A 13,040-nucleotide genomic window follows, 5' to 3' on the forward strand; every position below is an offset into this window, starting at 1 on the left:
CCCGCCGCGCCCGCCGGTCCGCCCGGAATGGTGCCCGCGCCCGCCGCGCCCGCCGGTCCGCCCGGAATGGTGCCCGCGGCACCCTGCGGCCCCGCGACTCCGGCCGGTGCGGGTGCCACCGCGCACCCCGTACCCGCCGGGTCATAGCACCCGGGCGGACCGCCGGCCGGGAACATCGAGGTCGCGGAGGCGACGGGGGCGACGGCGATCGCGGCGCCTGCCACGATCACCGGGAGACTCATTTTCAGCTGCGTCAACATGGCGCGGCTGTACCACGTCTGACCCAATTCAAACCCGCAGAGTAGAACTTCTACGGCCGTTCGAAGTGCTGGTAGTCCTTATGGCGTCGCCAGTACCCGCCCCCGGCCCAGCCGCGGTCGGTGAACGCGCGCACCGCCGGGTCGCCGTCGTGCAGCACGCCGGGGTCGGTGCGGCCCCGGTCCCGATAGGCTCCGGCGTTCGCCGGTTCGAACGCGCCGTCGCGGCGGACATACGGGTTGAACAGCGGATTGATGTCGACAGCGCGGCCGTACGCATGCGGCGACCAGCGCCCGGTGCCGGGGATGTCGCGGCAGTTGAACGCCGAGGAATTGTTGTCGGCCATCGACAGCTGATCGTCGGCGCCGGGGTAGCGGGCGGCGGTCTGCATCCGTGCGATCGGGTAGCGCAGCTGCTCGAGTTGTTCGAACACCGCGATGACGTCAGCGACGACGTCCTGATGGACCACCAGCTCACCGCTGTGGATCCGGTCGTCCAACCCGACGAACTTGAGTTCGACCCGCCGCAGAGCCTCGGGCCCGACGGGACACCCCGGCCGCCACGTCGCGCCGAGTTCGGCGGCGGTGACCGGGTGCACGGTGGCCGCCGCGGCCGGTGTCGCGAAGACCAGCGAGACCGCCAGCGACATCGCCGCGGCCGGCGCGGTGAGACGGGTGCGGTGGCGTTCGGCGATCGGACCTGCCCTCCTGATCGGTGGCGTCGAGGCTACCCGCGCACTTCCTGTCAGGCGTTGCAGTGAACGCGTCCATCGATAAAATTGACGGCAGCTCCGCCTCCATGACGCAACGACTCGACATTCGAGCGGGGGGATCAGCAGGCATGGCACCGTTGAGAACCGGCGAGGGACTGCCCGACGTCGTCGTCACCGCCGTCGCCTCCACCACGGCGCTCGCCGCCGACGCGGAGGAGACCTGGAAGCTGCTGCAGCAGAGCGGTAGCGGCATCCGCGCCCTGGACAGCTGGTTCGTCGGCGAGCTCGATTCGCCGGTCCGCATCGGCGGCCAGCTCGTCGAGGACTTCGACGAGCACCTCAATCGCGTCGAACTGCGCCGGCTGTCCTACATGCAGAAGATGTCGACTGTGCTGGGCCGCCGGCTGTGGCAGACCGCAGGATCGCCCGAGGTGGATGTGCGGCGCCTGCTGGTCTCGGTGGGGTTGGCGCTGGGCTCGACCGAGGAGATCCTGCACGCGTACGAGGAGTGGCGGGTCAAGGGCATGCGGGCGGTGTCGCCGCTGGCGGTGCAGATGTTCATGCCCAATGCCCCGGCGGCGGCCGTCGGACTCGACCACAGGGCCAAGGCCGGGATCATCTCGCCGCTGATGGCCGACGCGTCGGGCGCCGGCGCCATCGCCCAGGCGTGGCGGCACATCATCCTCGGCGAGGCCGACGTCGCGATCTGCGGGGGAGTGGAGACGAGGATCGAAGCCGTTCCCGTCGCGGCGTTCGCGTCGGCGGGCATGCTCTCGACCGACAACGACGACCCGGCCGGGGCGTGCCGGCCGTTCGCGAAGAACCGCAACGGCACGGTGCTCGCCGAGGGCGGCGCGCTGCTGCTCATCGAGACCGAGGAGCACGCCAGGGCCCGGGGAGTCACACCGCTGGCCCGGCTGATGGGCGTCGGGATGACGGCGGACAGCTTCGACGCCATCCGTCACGACCCGACCGGCGAGGTCGCCGGTGACGCGATGGCCCGTGCCATCGACCTCGCGGGGCTGGTCCCGTCGGACATCGACCACGTCAACGCCCACGCCTGCGGAACGATCGACGGTGACCTCGCGGAGGCGTGTGCCATCCGGCGCGCGCTCGGCGACCACGCCGCGGCGGTCTACGCGCCGAAGGCCGCGCTGGGCCATTCGCTGGGCGCGGCGGGCGCCGTCGAGGCGGTGCTCACGGTGCAGGCGCTGCGCGACGGGGTCATCCCGCCGACCCGCAACCACGAGCAGATCGACGACGAGATCGGTCTCGACGTCGTCACCGGCGCACCGCGCGAGGGCGACTACCGCTACGCGGTGAGCAACTCGTTCGGTTTCGGCGGCTTCAACACAGCACTGGTGTTCGGCGCGATCTGAGCCGCCGAATCGGGTAGTCCCGATGACATGGTGATCACATGACCGATGAGCAGAGCAGTCCCGTCGTCGTCGTCACCGGCGCAAACGGATTCGTCGGCGCACGCACCTGCGCGGCGCTCGCCGAACGCGGCGCGACCGTACGCGCGGTGGTCCGCCGGGCAGGCGCGGCGCCCGCGATCGACGCGGTCGAGGAACGGGTCGGGGACTTCGGCGACCCCGACTTCGCGGCCGAGGTGGTCACCGGCGCGAGCGCCGTCATCACCACCGTGCACCCGATGGGCACCTCCCGCGAAAACCAGCACCGGGTGGGCGTCGAGGCGACGCCGGTGATCGCCCGGGCGGCCCGTGACGCGGGCGTCGGCCGTCTCGTGCACATGTCGACCGCAGCGGTCTACGACCGGTCCCCGGGCGTCGGCGACGTCGACGAGTCGGCGGCACTGGTCGGCGACGACGCAGGCGACTATCCGGTCACCAAGCGCGACACCGACGCCGCGCTCGCCGAGGTCGACGGCATCACCCGCGTGCTGGTGCGACCACCGGCCATCCTCGGGCCCGGCGAGAGCTCCATCTGGAACACCCTGCGCCCGAACGACATTGCGAAGAACGAGTCCGCGCGCCGCACGGTCCCGGACAAGTCGTTCGCGTGGGTGCACGTCGACGACCTGGCAGATCTGCTCGCCGACCTCGCCACCGGCCGCATCGCGGCCGCCGGCGATCCCGAACGCGGGCCGACCGACGGCGGATGCACGGCGGTCAATGCCGCCGGCGGGCCCGCCACCCAACGCGACTACTTCGGCACCGTCACCGAGGCGCTTGGCGTCGAGCCGGCGTGGCAGGACGGACCCGCGTGGACCGGGCAGATCGTCGCCGACCGGGCCCGCCGATGGGGGTGGACCCAGCGCGTCACGCTGGGGCAGGCCCTCGACGAACTCCGGCGCGGACTAGAGGCCTCGCCACCCGGACCGACTACTTGACGAGCGTGAACTGTCCGACGTAGCTGACGTTGCGGTTGAAGAAGTCCGAGCACCCGAGCAGGTACTTCATGTAGCGGTCGTAGACCTCCTCGGAGGTCACCGCGATCGCCTCGTCACGGTTGGCCTCAAGCGCTTTGGCCCAGGTGTCGAGGGTGCGCACATAGTCGGGTGTCAGGTCGTCGCGCTTCTCCACGGAAAAGCCTGCGGCGCCCGAGTATTCGACGACGTCCTCGTCGCACGGCACCGACCCGCCGGGGAAGATCTCCCTGGCGATGAACTTCATGAACCGCAGATCGCTCATGGTGATCGGGATGCCCATCTCCGGCCACCGCTTGAGCGGGTGTCCCATGATCGTCTGCAGCACCATCCGGCCGTCGGCGGGCATGCTGCGGTAGCACAGGTCGAAGAAGGCTTTGTAGCGCTCCTTCGGGAAGGCCTCGAACGCCTCGATGCTGACGATGCGGTCGACGGGCGCGTCGAACTCCTCCCAGCCGCGCAGCAGTACCTGCCGCGACCGGTCGGTGTCGATCTCGTCGAGGATCTGCTGGCTGAGCGCGCGCTGATTGTGGCTCAGCGTCAGGCCGATGACGTTGACGTCGTGCTTCTCGACGGCGCGCTTCATCATGGCGCCCCAGCCGCTGCCCACGTCGAGCAGCGTCATGCCCGGCTCGAGGCCGAGCTTGCCCAGCGCGAGGTCGATCTTGGCCAGCTGTGCTTCCTCGAGCGTCATGTCCGCACGCTCGAAGTAGGCCGAACTGTACGTCCGTGTGGGGTCCTGCCACAGCCCGAAGAATTCGTTCGAGATGTCGTAGTGCGCCTGGACGTCCTCGTACGCGACCTTCATGTTCGAGCCCCCCGACCCGCTGTTCGTCACTCCGCCGTCCTCCATTCCCGAGATCATGACCTGTGTATAGCCCAACTTGTCTAGATCTGCTAAGCGGGCGCCTTCTCCAGGGTGAACTGAGCGACGTCGGTGTAGCCCTCGCGGAACAGGTCGGCACAGCCGTCGAGGTACTTGAGGAACCGCTCGTAGATCTCTTCGTTGGTGATCGCGATGGCCTCGTCCTTCTTGGACTCGAGGTTGCGCGCCCAGGTGTCGAGGGTCTTCACGTAGTGCGGCTGCAGGTGCTGCTCGCGGGTGACCGTGTAGCCGGCCTTGACCGCGTGCTCCTTGACCATCGACGCCAGCGGCAGACGGCCACCGGGATAGATGTAGTCCATGATGAATTTGATGAACCGCACGCGGGACATCGTCAGCGGCAGGCCCTTGGCCTTGATCTCCTCATCCTCCGGGATGATGATCGTGTGCAGCATCTGCACGCCGTCCTCGGGCAGCCAGTCGTAGGTCTTCTTGAAGTAGTCGTCGTACTTGTTGAAGCCGAAGTGCTCGAACGCGCCGATCGAGACGATCCGGTCCACCGACCCGCTGAAGTCCTCCCACGGCTGCAGGCGGACCTCCATGTTGCGCTTGCTGGTGGAGTTCGCGAACCAGTGGTTCTCGATGTGCTGCTTCTGGTTCTCCGACAGCGTCAGGCCGATGACGTTCACGTCGTACTTCTCGACGGCGCGCATGATCGTCGCACCCCAGCCGCAGCCGATGTCGAGCAGCGTCATGCCGGGCTGCAGGCCCAGCTTGCCCAGCGAGAGGTCGATCTTGGCCATCTGGGCCTGCTCGAGGGTGTAGTCGTCCTTCTCGAAGTAGGCGCAGCTGTAGACCTGGTTGGGGTCCTGCCAGAGCTTGAAGAACTCGTTCGAGATGTCGTAGTGGAACTGCACTTCCTTCTTGTCCGAGCCGCGGGTCTGCGACGCGGACTTGGAGAGCCACTTCGATTCGGCCTTGGGCTTTGCGCTGGTGGTGTCTGCCACGGGTGCGTCCTCTCGGTACTGGTGATTGGTACTCATGGTCGCGATGTCTTCTGCTTCCACACTTGGGTGCGACGATACGCCAGCCCAGGGCGGGTGGTTACGCCTGTCACCAGCGCAGCAGTGCATCCGACTGGGTTGACGCACGGAACAATTGGGCCTCGGAAGGCAATTCGCGCCGCGGCGTGACCGCAGTCCGGCAAGGCCGCCGGGCGTGTCATGGCGGTCGCCCAGCACGCGGTGTGCGCGGGCGGTTTCCCGCGATATTGACGCTCCGGCTCAACACACTGGCAAACGTGCGGTAGGTTCGGTCGACACACCGATTGGACGCTGGGGAGTTGACCGGTGGAAGCAAGACCATTCGGGCACTACCAGCTGCAGAAGCTGATCGGCCGGGGCGGGATGGGCGAGGTCTACCAGGCCTTCGACACCAGGACCGACCGCGTCGTCGCGGTCAAGGTGCTGCCGCCGCATCTGGCCGAGGATGTCACCTTCCAGCAGCGCTTCCGCCGCGAGTCGCAGGCCGCCGCGGGCGTGAACGATCCGCACGTCGTGCCGATCCACGGATTCGGCGAGATCGACGGCCGGTTGTACCTCGACATGCGGCTGATCGACGGCCGCAACCTCGGCACGATGCTGGGCGAGAGCGACAAGCCGCTGGACCCGGCGTTCGCGGTGACGATCGTCGAGCAGGTGGCCTGTGCACTCGACGCCGCGCACTCGTCGGACCTGATTCACCGTGACGTGAAGCCGTCGAACATCCTCATCACCGATCGCGACTTCGTGTACCTGATCGACTTCGGCCTGGCGCGGTCGGCGGGCGAGTCGGGGATGACGACGGCGGGCAGCACGCTGGGCACGCTGGCGTACATGGCGCCCGAGCGGTTCGAGGGCGGCAAGATCGACTCGCGCGTAGACGTGTACGCCCTGGCGTGCGTGCTCTACGAGTGCCTGACGGGTTCGCGGCCCTATCCCGCCGACAGCCTGGAGCAGCAGATCGCCGGGCACATGGTGTCGCCGGTGCCGAAGCCCTCGGCCATCGATCCGCGGCTGGCGGCGTTCGACGACGTGATCGCCAAGGGGATGGCGAAGAAGCCGGCCAAGCGGTTCCAGACCGCCGGTGAGCTGGCTGCGGCGGCGCGCACGGCGCTGAGCGTGCCGGTGCGCACCACGCGGTCGGGCCGGCATGCTGCGCGGAGGCCAGCGGCGGCGCGGCGACCGGTCGTGCCACGGCGCAGCGTGTCCAAACGGGTGCTGGCGGTGGCGAGCGCGCTGGTGCTGGTGGCGGCCGCAGGCACCTTCGGGGTGTGGCAGTGGCGTGGGTCGTCGAACGAGGCGCGGCCGGCCAGCGTCGCCGAGCCGACGGTGCCGCCCGGACCGCAGCTGGGCGCCGTGCCGGAGATCGCGGCGACGGTGCCCGACGACATCAGGTCGACGGGCCGGCTGGTGATCGGCGTGAACACCCCGTACGCGCCGATGGAGTTCAAGAACGCCGACGGGCAGATCGTCGGCTTCGACGTCGACCTGATGAACGCGGTCGCCCGGGTGCTCGGCCTGGTGCCGGACTACCGGGACACCGCGTTCGAGAGCATCATCCCGTCGGTGCACGGCGGCAGCTTCAACGTCGGCATGTCGGCGCTCACCGACACCACCGACCGCGAGCAGATGGTCGACTTCGTGACGTACTTGCAGGCGGGCACGCTGTGGGCGCAGCGGCCGCAGTCGTTCCTCGATCCGACTTCGGCGTGCGGGCTGCGGGTCGCGGTGGCGTTCGGGACGCTGCAGGAGACCAAGGAGATCCCGCGAAAGAGCGACGAGTGTGTCGCGGCGGGGCTCCCTGCCATCGAGAAGGTCGTCTACACCAGCCAGGACGAGGTGACGGCGGCACTGGTGAAGGGCGAGGTCGACGCGATGTCGGCTGACTCGCCGGTGACGGGCTTCGCGATCAAGCTCAGCCGGGGTGACCTCGAGGCGGCCGGTGACGTGTTCGACTCGGCGCCCTACGGCTGGCCGGTCGCGAAGAACTCGAAACTCGGGGAGTCACTGCGATTGGCGCTCGAGCACCTGATCGGCACCGGCGAATACCGCGCCATCGCGACGATCTGGGGTGTCGAGCGGGGGATGATCACCCAGCCGGTGGTCAACGGCGCGAGCGGCTGACCCCCGGGCGGAGACGTCCTGCGTCAGCGCTTCTTGTTGTCGAACAGCGCTTCGGCCGACGAGGCTGAGCGTGCCGCCTTGTCGTGCTTGGCCGCGCGTTTCTCCTTCAGCGACTTTCCGGACTTCTTGGTCATCGACTGTCGGGGTGACTTGTCAGACATGGTCGGCCCTTTGATTGGGGGGCCTGAGTGGTCCCGATGGTTCGACCGTACCCCTAGGAACGGGCCGATGGGGCCGCGGACACGGGTCGGCTCACCGCCGCAGCGGCGCCGCCGCCTCGAACGCGGCGGCCTTGCCCGACGACTGCCAGACCAGCCAGCGCTCCCACCGCCGCAGATTCCAGCGCTGCCACCGCCGATCGAGCGTGGGTGAGACGCGGCGCGCGACCTCGAGGACGACGATCAACGGGAAACGCAACAGCAGCAACGCGATTCCGGGCAGCACTGACGGCAGCCGGTAGCGCAACCGGTTCCACGGCAGCATGTACAGCCCGAGGTATCCGGCCTGCACGCGGTAGTGGTAGTGCGCCCGAATCCGCTGCAGGCCTGTGTGAGTCGGCTTGGGGGCGAATGCCGGGACGAACGACTCGACGAGTTCGGTTCCGTTGTCGGCACTGTCGTAACTACGGGCGGCGTCGGCCATGAACAGTATCCGCCAGGCGTCGGCGACGGTCTCGGGGAAGTAGCCGTCACAGCGCACCCCCACCAGGTGTCCGCAGTACCGGTTGAAGTGCAGCACGGCCCGCATCTCGCCGGGCCTGGTGAGGTGGCCGAGCAGGAACAGCCCGAACGCGGGCGCGACGCTGCCGCCCAGCAGGGTCAGCAGCATCGCCGACTGGCTGATCGGCAGGCCCCAGCGTTCGGCGTCCCACTCGGGATGCTTGCGGACCCTGTCCCGCACGCTGACGTGCATGATGCGCACGTGCAGGGAGATGTTGCGGCCCAACGATCCCGGAGTCAGGATGGCGCCGGGCCGGCACACCTCGATCCACCACCGCGACGTCTCGAGGTAGCGGTGCAGGGCGCGGTCACCGGCGTAGCCGCCCGACAGCGACAACGGCACCGCGAGCCAGCCCTCGGTGTAGGTGTCGTTGGTGCCGGCGTTGCCGAGCGCGCCGAGTGCGTACGCCCAGCGGCGCCACACCGCGGCGCCCTCCTCGACGAGGCCTGGGTCGACCCAGTCGGGGAGCTGCTCGAATTCGTCGAACAGTGCGCGCATCGATGCGGGCGCCTCGGGCACCTGGTCGATGCCGACGCGCTGGGCTCGCTCGACGAGGTCGCGGGCCTTCCTGGCGCCGAGTTCGCCGTGGTAGGTCTCGGCGACGAAGCGTTCGGCGACGGGGTCGCCTTCGTCCAGTCCGGCGATGAACCTGTCGGCCGTCGCATCCGGTGGCAGGAGGTCGAACCCGGTGAGTCGCCGCACGCGGTTCCGCAGCCGGAGCCGGCCGCCGTCGGCAGGCGGGTAGCGGAACGCGCTCGGGCCTGTCATGTTGTGCGGCGGCCCTGACCTTCGAACGGGTTCCACGACTCGCTGTTCCGCGTCACCTGAAGGTAGTAGGCGTAATTCGCGGTGGTCATCGCGATGGCGGGCACGACGAAGTTGATGGCCCGGTCCACCAGCTCCGGCAGCTCGACGCCGTAGGCGAGCACCCCCAACGCCACCCCGATGCCCAGCAGCGTCAGCCCCTTGCGCCACACGCCCTTGACGAAGAAGTAGATCGGCCCGAAGAGGAACGCCAGGACGTTGGTGCCGATGCGCATCTTGGCGCCGAACGGCAACGCGCGGTACGCCTCGCGTCCCTGCGGTGTGGACGTCGGCCCGTAGGCGTGGAAGAACTCGAAGCGTGGCTGCCAGGCGCGCGGCAGGTCGGCGAAGTCGGGCGGGGTGGCCATGGCTGGCAAGTCTATGGCCGCGTCTCGGGTGTCCTGCGCAGCTCTTACTGCTGCGGGGGGATGAGCACCGTGTAGAGGTCGGTGATGACGCCGTCTTTGATCAGTGCGGCGTCGAAGCCGGCCATTGCGACGTTCCCGTCGGCGGTGACCAGTTGCCACGCGAGGTGGCCGAAGCCGGGGAGCGCGTGCACCGGGCCTGCGGCGACGAACTGGAGGTCACCGAGGTTGCTCTGCAGTGCAACGCATTTCGCTTCGAGCGCGTCACGGCCGGTGCTGACGCCGTCCTCGTCGGTCCAGCGGACGTCGGCGGCGTAGGTGCGCTCGATCGCCGCCTGCCGGGTCGTCGCGTCGCGTTCGTTGAAGACCTCGATCAGGTTGGCGACCATCAGCTCGTCGACGGATGAGGGCATGGGGTATCTCCTTCGGGGTCGGGCGGGGTGAGGCTCAGAGGTCGCCGATGTGGTCGGGGACGTCGACGGCGTGCTGCTGCAGGATGTCCAGCGCCACCAGCGCGAGCGTCGACTCGTGCGTCGCGGCCAGCACCACGGGTGCGGCGCAGCCGTCCTGGTGGGCCAGCATCCAGTTGCGTGCGGTGACGCACCAGCGGTCGCCCGGGCTGAGGCCGGGGAACCGGAATTCCGGCCTCGGCGTCGACAGGTCGTTGCCGATGGACATCTGATGGTCGAGGAACTCGCGGCTCATCACCGCGCAGATGGTGTGCACGCCGACGTCTTCGGGTCCGGTGCTGCAGCAGCCGTCCCGGAAGAAACCGGTCATCGGGTCGGTGCTGCATTCCTGCAGCGGGCCGCCGAGCACGTTGCGATCGGTCACGTCAGAGGGCCGGCGTCAGCCGGATGACGGCGATGCCGAGGCGTTGTGCGGCTTCGGTGAACTCCTGCAGCGTCGGGACCGCGTCGCCGGGGAACTTCAAGCCCATGGTGCGCTGTGCCTTCTTCGCGCCGTAGGACTGCGCGGCGCGGTGCACCAGGTCGGCGACGGCGGCGGTGTCGGTGATCAGCTGGCCCTGCATGGCCGTCGTCTTACCGGCATAGGAGACGTCGGCGGGCCTGCCGTCGCGGAAGTTGTGCTTCCAGCCGGCCTCGAGGATCACGTAGAGGTCGCCGTCGATGTGGTGGGCGCTGACCGGGACGGAGAAGCGCCTGCCGGTCTTGCGGCCGGTGAACCCGACGAGCATGAACTCTTTGAGCGCGGCCCCGAGCGGGGAGCGCAGCGCCAGCCGGAGCCCGCGGTTGACGACGTTGAGGACGGCTTGCGGCGGGTGGGCGACGTCGATCGCTTCGGGCATGGAATCACGGTACGACCGATCCGCGCCGGGGGCGATTGTTCGGACGACTCAGCTCGACCGCACCGGGTGCGGGTACTCCTTCTCGCGGTCCTGGAACGCCAGGATCGCGGGGTTCTGCACGACGCCGTCGCGGATCTCGATGGCGCGGCGGATCGTCGCGTTCTCGGCCCAGGCGTCGGGTCCGGCGAGCACCGTCTCCAGGTGTGGCAGCAGGGCCTCGCTGATCTCCCAGGTCGCCGAGTTCCACAGGTAGGACGGGCTGTGGTCGACGGCGTAGTAGAGCAGCCGGTCGCCGATCTCGAGGATTGGATCGGCGAAGGATGTGGGTTGCGCCCAGGAGAACCCCATACCGGTGTCGCAGGAGACGTCGATCAGGAGGGTGCCCGGAGCGAACGACGGCAGGTCGTCCTCGGTGACGAAGATCTGCGGCTTCTCGGGGTTCTGCAGCACGCAGTTGACGACGATGTCGTTGTCGGCGAGGAACCGGGCGACCGGGATCTCGCCGTTCTCGGGGGTGTCGGCCCATATGTGGTCGGGATCGTCCTCGTGTTGACCCATCTGGACGATCTGGGTGCCGGGGATGGGCGAGGCGACCGCGGCGACGTCGCGGGTGGTGAGAACGCGCACGCCGTCAATGCCGTGGGCGTTGAGCGCGGTCACCGCGCCGCGGGCGGTGGCGCCGAAGCCGATGACGGTGGCCTGCAGCCGCCTGCCGTAGGTGCCGGTGACACCGGCGAGCGCCATGGCGTGCAGCACCGAGCAGTAGCCGGCCAGTTCGTTGTTCTTGTGGAAGACGTGCAACCCGAAGCCGCCGTCGGCCTGCCAGTGGTTCATCGCCTCGAAGGCGATCAGCGTCTGCGTGCGGTCGATGGCGATCTGGGTCAGCGCGGTGTCCTGGACGCAGTGCGGCCAGCCGAGGACGATGGCACCGTCGCCGAACTCCGCGAGATCCTCGGCCTGCACCTTGGGCAGCAGGATGATGTCGCATTCAGCGACGATCTCCTCGCGGCTCTTGACGCCGCCAACCAGCTCGGCGAGTTCCGCTTCGGTGGCGCCGAAGTCCTCGCCGTAGCCGCGCTCGAGCACGATGCGGGCTCGCAGTTCGGGTTCGATCCGGCTCAGGTGCGCCGGGTGAAGGGGTAACCGGCGCTCGTCGGGTTTGCGGGAATGGGCCAGTACGCCGAGTGAAAGTTGTTGTTGGCCCATGCCGTTACCCTACCCCGCAGCGGAAACAGGCGTACCGTCGTGGTATCGGGCAGCTCGATCTCGAGCGAATCCGCCCGGCTACGAGAGAAGTCCGATGACTTCGCCCACCGTGTGTCGTGCGACCTGATTCGCCGACGACACGATTCTGAGACTCCGCGTGTGCCTGCTGTTGCGTTGTGCACGTGTGTGATCGATCCATTCCTGCCCGGACGGCCCGTACGCCGCCGGCTGATCCGGAGGTTCACCCCATGACCGTGAAAGTGACGCTGCCAGACGGCGCTACCGACAAGTACATGCGTTTCGGCGACGCGTACGTCAAGCATCACGACGGCACGCTGGACATCTGCCGCACGGGGGCGAAGCCGATGTCGTATGCCGCCGGGGACTGGTCCGACGTGGAGGGCGACGAGCGGACGAGGAAGGTGCGCCGGTTCTGGCGCTCCTGATCAGTCCTTGGTGACTGAGTCAGTCCTTGGTGTCGACGGCCGACGTCTTGGTGCGTCCGGCCAAGGCCCGCTGCGCGCATTCGGCGCGGGCGTTGCGAACCACTTCTTCGGCGGTCCGGCATGCCGAGGTGTCGGCGTGGCCGTACTCGATCGGCAGCGAGGCGGCGTGCCGCAGCACCATCACGGCCAGCGCCCGGGTGGTCCGCGACGGCACGACCAGCAGGTTCGCCCGTCCCTGCTTGCCGGTGATGGTGATGACCCGCTGCTGGCGGATCCGCGCACCGGGCAGCGGGACCTTCCCGCCGAAGGGCATCGGATTCAGGTCCGGTGCGCCCTGCAGCGACGACCAGTTGACGTCGAGGTCGACGATGTCGCCCAGTCGGGTGGTCAGCGCCTCGATGAGGTCGGGCAGTTCGCGGGCGATCGACGCGGTGTAGGGCCACCACGCGCCGTCGAGATAATTGCCGAGCTCCGAGGCGAGGGTGAGCCGGATGGGGTTGTTCGACCCACGCCGGTCAGTCGCGCTCACAACGACGAGTTCAGTTGGCGGACAATGTATTTGTGTGCGTACACCATGGCCGGTGTCCTCGCTTCCAGATCGATCCGGCGCGCGAGAGTTACGGGCGTCGAGATGCGAATCGGTTCGGACGGCGTCACAAACCGTTCACATTCAACGGTACACGGCGGAGTAGTCGCGCGTAACCGGCACGCGGGCGGAATCGCCGGGTGCGCACGAATTTCCTTGATCCGCAGGATAAAGACGATGACAACGCCGGGCGGTGAGCGTGCTACCCTTGTGTTGGGTGTGTTCTGCATCCAGTCAATGAGAGAATGTGAAAAGCGT

The 13,040-nt window shown here is 68.4% G+C and carries 15 protein-coding genes and 1 pseudogene; 4 read left to right on the forward strand and 12 right to left on the reverse strand.

Annotated elements, in window-relative coordinates; genetic code table 11:
- Window positions 1-242, reverse strand: a pseudogene (locus tag H7I41_RS12775) (hypothetical protein); the annotation flags it as partial.
- Window positions 243-310: 68 nt separating this feature from the next.
- Window positions 311-907, reverse strand: a complete 597-nt coding sequence (locus H7I41_RS12780; RefSeq protein WP_264012958.1) for a M15 family metallopeptidase — start codon at window positions 905-907, stop codon at window positions 311-313.
- A gap of 191 nt (window positions 908-1,098) precedes the next feature.
- On the opposite strand from H7I41_RS12780, the gene H7I41_RS12785 reads away from it, so the two are divergent.
- Together H7I41_RS12785 and H7I41_RS12790 are read left to right on the forward strand one after the other, a co-directional pair.
- Window positions 1,099-2,349: a KasA/KasB family beta-ketoacyl-ACP synthase gene (locus H7I41_RS12785; protein WP_264012960.1), complete on the forward strand. Its 1,251-nt coding sequence runs from the start codon at window positions 1,099-1,101 to the stop codon at window positions 2,347-2,349.
- A gap of 38 nt (window positions 2,350-2,387) precedes the next feature.
- Window positions 2,388-3,323, forward strand: a complete 936-nt coding sequence (locus H7I41_RS12790; RefSeq protein ID WP_264012962.1) for an NAD-dependent epimerase/dehydratase family protein — start codon at window positions 2,388-2,390, stop codon at window positions 3,321-3,323.
- On the opposite strand, the gene H7I41_RS12795 is transcribed toward H7I41_RS12790, so the two are convergent.
- Together H7I41_RS12795 and H7I41_RS12800 are read right to left on the reverse strand one after the other, a co-directional pair.
- The gene (locus H7I41_RS12795; RefSeq protein ID WP_264013039.1) at window positions 3,316-4,167 is read right to left on the reverse strand and encodes a cyclopropane mycolic acid synthase family methyltransferase; all 852 of its coding nucleotides are present in this window, start codon (window positions 4,165-4,167) and stop codon (window positions 3,316-3,318) included. The two genes, H7I41_RS12790 and H7I41_RS12795, sit on opposite strands and share 8 nt — an antisense overlap.
- Window positions 4,168-4,256: 89 nt before the next feature.
- The gene (locus H7I41_RS12800) at window positions 4,257-5,189 is read right to left on the reverse strand and encodes a cyclopropane mycolic acid synthase family methyltransferase (RefSeq protein WP_264012963.1); all 933 of its coding nucleotides are present in this window, start codon (window positions 5,187-5,189) and stop codon (window positions 4,257-4,259) included.
- Window positions 5,190-5,531: 342 nt separating this feature from the next.
- Here H7I41_RS12800 and stpK7 point away from each other — a divergent pair, with 342 nt between their 5' ends.
- Window positions 5,532-7,346, forward strand: a complete 1,815-nt coding sequence (gene stpK7 / locus H7I41_RS12805) for a serine/threonine protein kinase StpK7 (protein WP_264012964.1) — start codon at window positions 5,532-5,534, stop codon at window positions 7,344-7,346.
- A 23-nt stretch (window positions 7,347-7,369) separates the two neighbouring features.
- Here stpK7 and H7I41_RS12810 read toward each other — a convergent pair whose 3' ends face one another.
- The 7 genes from H7I41_RS12810 to H7I41_RS12840 all read right to left on the reverse strand — a co-directional run bounded on the left by H7I41_RS12810 (window position 7,370) and on the right by H7I41_RS12840 (window position 11,750).
- Window positions 7,370-7,507, reverse strand: coding sequence for a hypothetical protein (locus H7I41_RS12810; RefSeq protein ID WP_264012965.1), 138 nt, complete (start codon window positions 7,505-7,507; stop codon window positions 7,370-7,372).
- 91 nt (window positions 7,508-7,598) lie between these two features.
- Window positions 7,599-8,834, reverse strand: coding sequence for an oxygenase MpaB family protein (locus tag H7I41_RS12815; RefSeq protein ID WP_264012966.1), 1,236 nt, complete (start codon window positions 8,832-8,834; stop codon window positions 7,599-7,601).
- Complete coding sequence (locus H7I41_RS12820) at window positions 8,831-9,238, reverse strand: DUF2628 domain-containing protein (RefSeq protein WP_264012967.1); 408 nt, start codon at window positions 9,236-9,238, stop codon at window positions 8,831-8,833. The genes H7I41_RS12815 and H7I41_RS12820 overlap by 4 nt, the downstream gene beginning before the upstream one ends.
- A 44-nt stretch (window positions 9,239-9,282) precedes the next feature.
- Window positions 9,283-9,648 carry a nuclear transport factor 2 family protein gene (locus H7I41_RS12825; RefSeq protein ID WP_264012968.1) on the reverse strand — a complete coding sequence of 122 codons (366 nt, stop codon included), beginning with the start codon at window positions 9,646-9,648 and terminating at the stop codon, window positions 9,283-9,285.
- 34 nt (window positions 9,649-9,682) lie between these two features.
- On the reverse strand, window positions 9,683-10,069 hold the full coding sequence (locus tag H7I41_RS12830) for a DUF2237 family protein (protein WP_264012969.1): 387 nt from the start codon (window positions 10,067-10,069) through the stop codon (window positions 9,683-9,685).
- A 1-nt stretch (window position 10,070) separates the two neighbouring features.
- The gene (locus H7I41_RS12835; protein ID WP_264012970.1) at window positions 10,071-10,544 is read right to left on the reverse strand and encodes a hypothetical protein; all 474 of its coding nucleotides are present in this window, start codon (window positions 10,542-10,544) and stop codon (window positions 10,071-10,073) included.
- Between the two features lie 48 nt (window positions 10,545-10,592).
- Complete coding sequence (locus tag H7I41_RS12840) at window positions 10,593-11,750, reverse strand: N(5)-(carboxyethyl)ornithine synthase (protein WP_264012971.1); 1,158 nt, start codon at window positions 11,748-11,750, stop codon at window positions 10,593-10,595.
- Window positions 11,751-11,998: 248 nt separating this feature from the next.
- Here H7I41_RS12840 and H7I41_RS12845 point away from each other — a divergent pair, with 248 nt between their 5' ends.
- Window positions 11,999-12,196, forward strand: a complete 198-nt coding sequence (locus tag H7I41_RS12845) for a hypothetical protein (protein ID WP_264012973.1) — start codon at window positions 11,999-12,001, stop codon at window positions 12,194-12,196.
- Between the two features lie 19 nt (window positions 12,197-12,215).
- Here the strand turns inward: H7I41_RS12845 and H7I41_RS12850 are convergent, their stop codons facing one another.
- A complete protein-coding gene (locus H7I41_RS12850; protein WP_264012974.1) occupies window positions 12,216-12,725 on the reverse strand; it encodes a DUF5994 family protein in 510 nt (169 codons plus the stop codon).
- Window positions 12,726-13,040: the final 315 nt, after the last annotated feature.

It is taken from the genome of [Mycobacterium] manitobense (assembly GCF_025821665.1).
Taxonomy (GTDB): domain Bacteria; phylum Actinomycetota; class Actinomycetes; order Mycobacteriales; family Mycobacteriaceae; genus Mycobacterium; species Mycobacterium arseniciresistens.

Excerpts from the sequence above, each read along its gene's own strand:
- H7I41_RS12780 (WP_264012958.1), bottom strand. The coding sequence starts at position 907 with ATGTCGCTGGCGGTCTCGCTGGTCTTCGCGACACCGGCCGCGGCGGCC.
- H7I41_RS12785 (WP_264012960.1), top strand. The coding sequence starts at position 1,099 with ATGGCACCGTTGAGAACCGGCGAGGGACTGCCCGACGTCGTCGTCACC.
- H7I41_RS12790 (WP_264012962.1), top strand. The coding sequence starts at position 2,388 with ATGACCGATGAGCAGAGCAGTCCCGTCGTCGTCGTCACCGGCGCAAAC.
- H7I41_RS12795 (WP_264013039.1), bottom strand. The coding sequence starts at position 4,167 with ATGAAGGTCGCGTACGAGGACGTCCAGGCGCACTACGACATCTCGAAC.
- H7I41_RS12810 (WP_264012965.1), bottom strand. The coding sequence starts at position 7,507 with ATGTCTGACAAGTCACCCCGACAGTCGATGACCAAGAAGTCCGGAAAG.
- H7I41_RS12815 (WP_264012966.1), bottom strand. The coding sequence starts at position 8,834 with ATGACAGGCCCGAGCGCGTTCCGCTACCCGCCTGCCGACGGCGGCCGG.
- H7I41_RS12820 (WP_264012967.1), bottom strand. The coding sequence starts at position 9,238 with ATGGCCACCCCGCCCGACTTCGCCGACCTGCCGCGCGCCTGGCAGCCA.
- H7I41_RS12825 (WP_264012968.1), bottom strand. The coding sequence starts at position 9,648 with ATGCCCTCATCCGTCGACGAGCTGATGGTCGCCAACCTGATCGAGGTC.
- H7I41_RS12835 (WP_264012970.1), bottom strand. The coding sequence starts at position 10,544 with ATGCCCGAAGCGATCGACGTCGCCCACCCGCCGCAAGCCGTCCTCAAC.
- H7I41_RS12840 (WP_264012971.1), bottom strand. The coding sequence starts at position 11,750 with ATGGGCCAACAACAACTTTCACTCGGCGTACTGGCCCATTCCCGCAAA.
- H7I41_RS12845 (WP_264012973.1), top strand. The coding sequence starts at position 11,999 with ATGACCGTGAAAGTGACGCTGCCAGACGGCGCTACCGACAAGTACATG.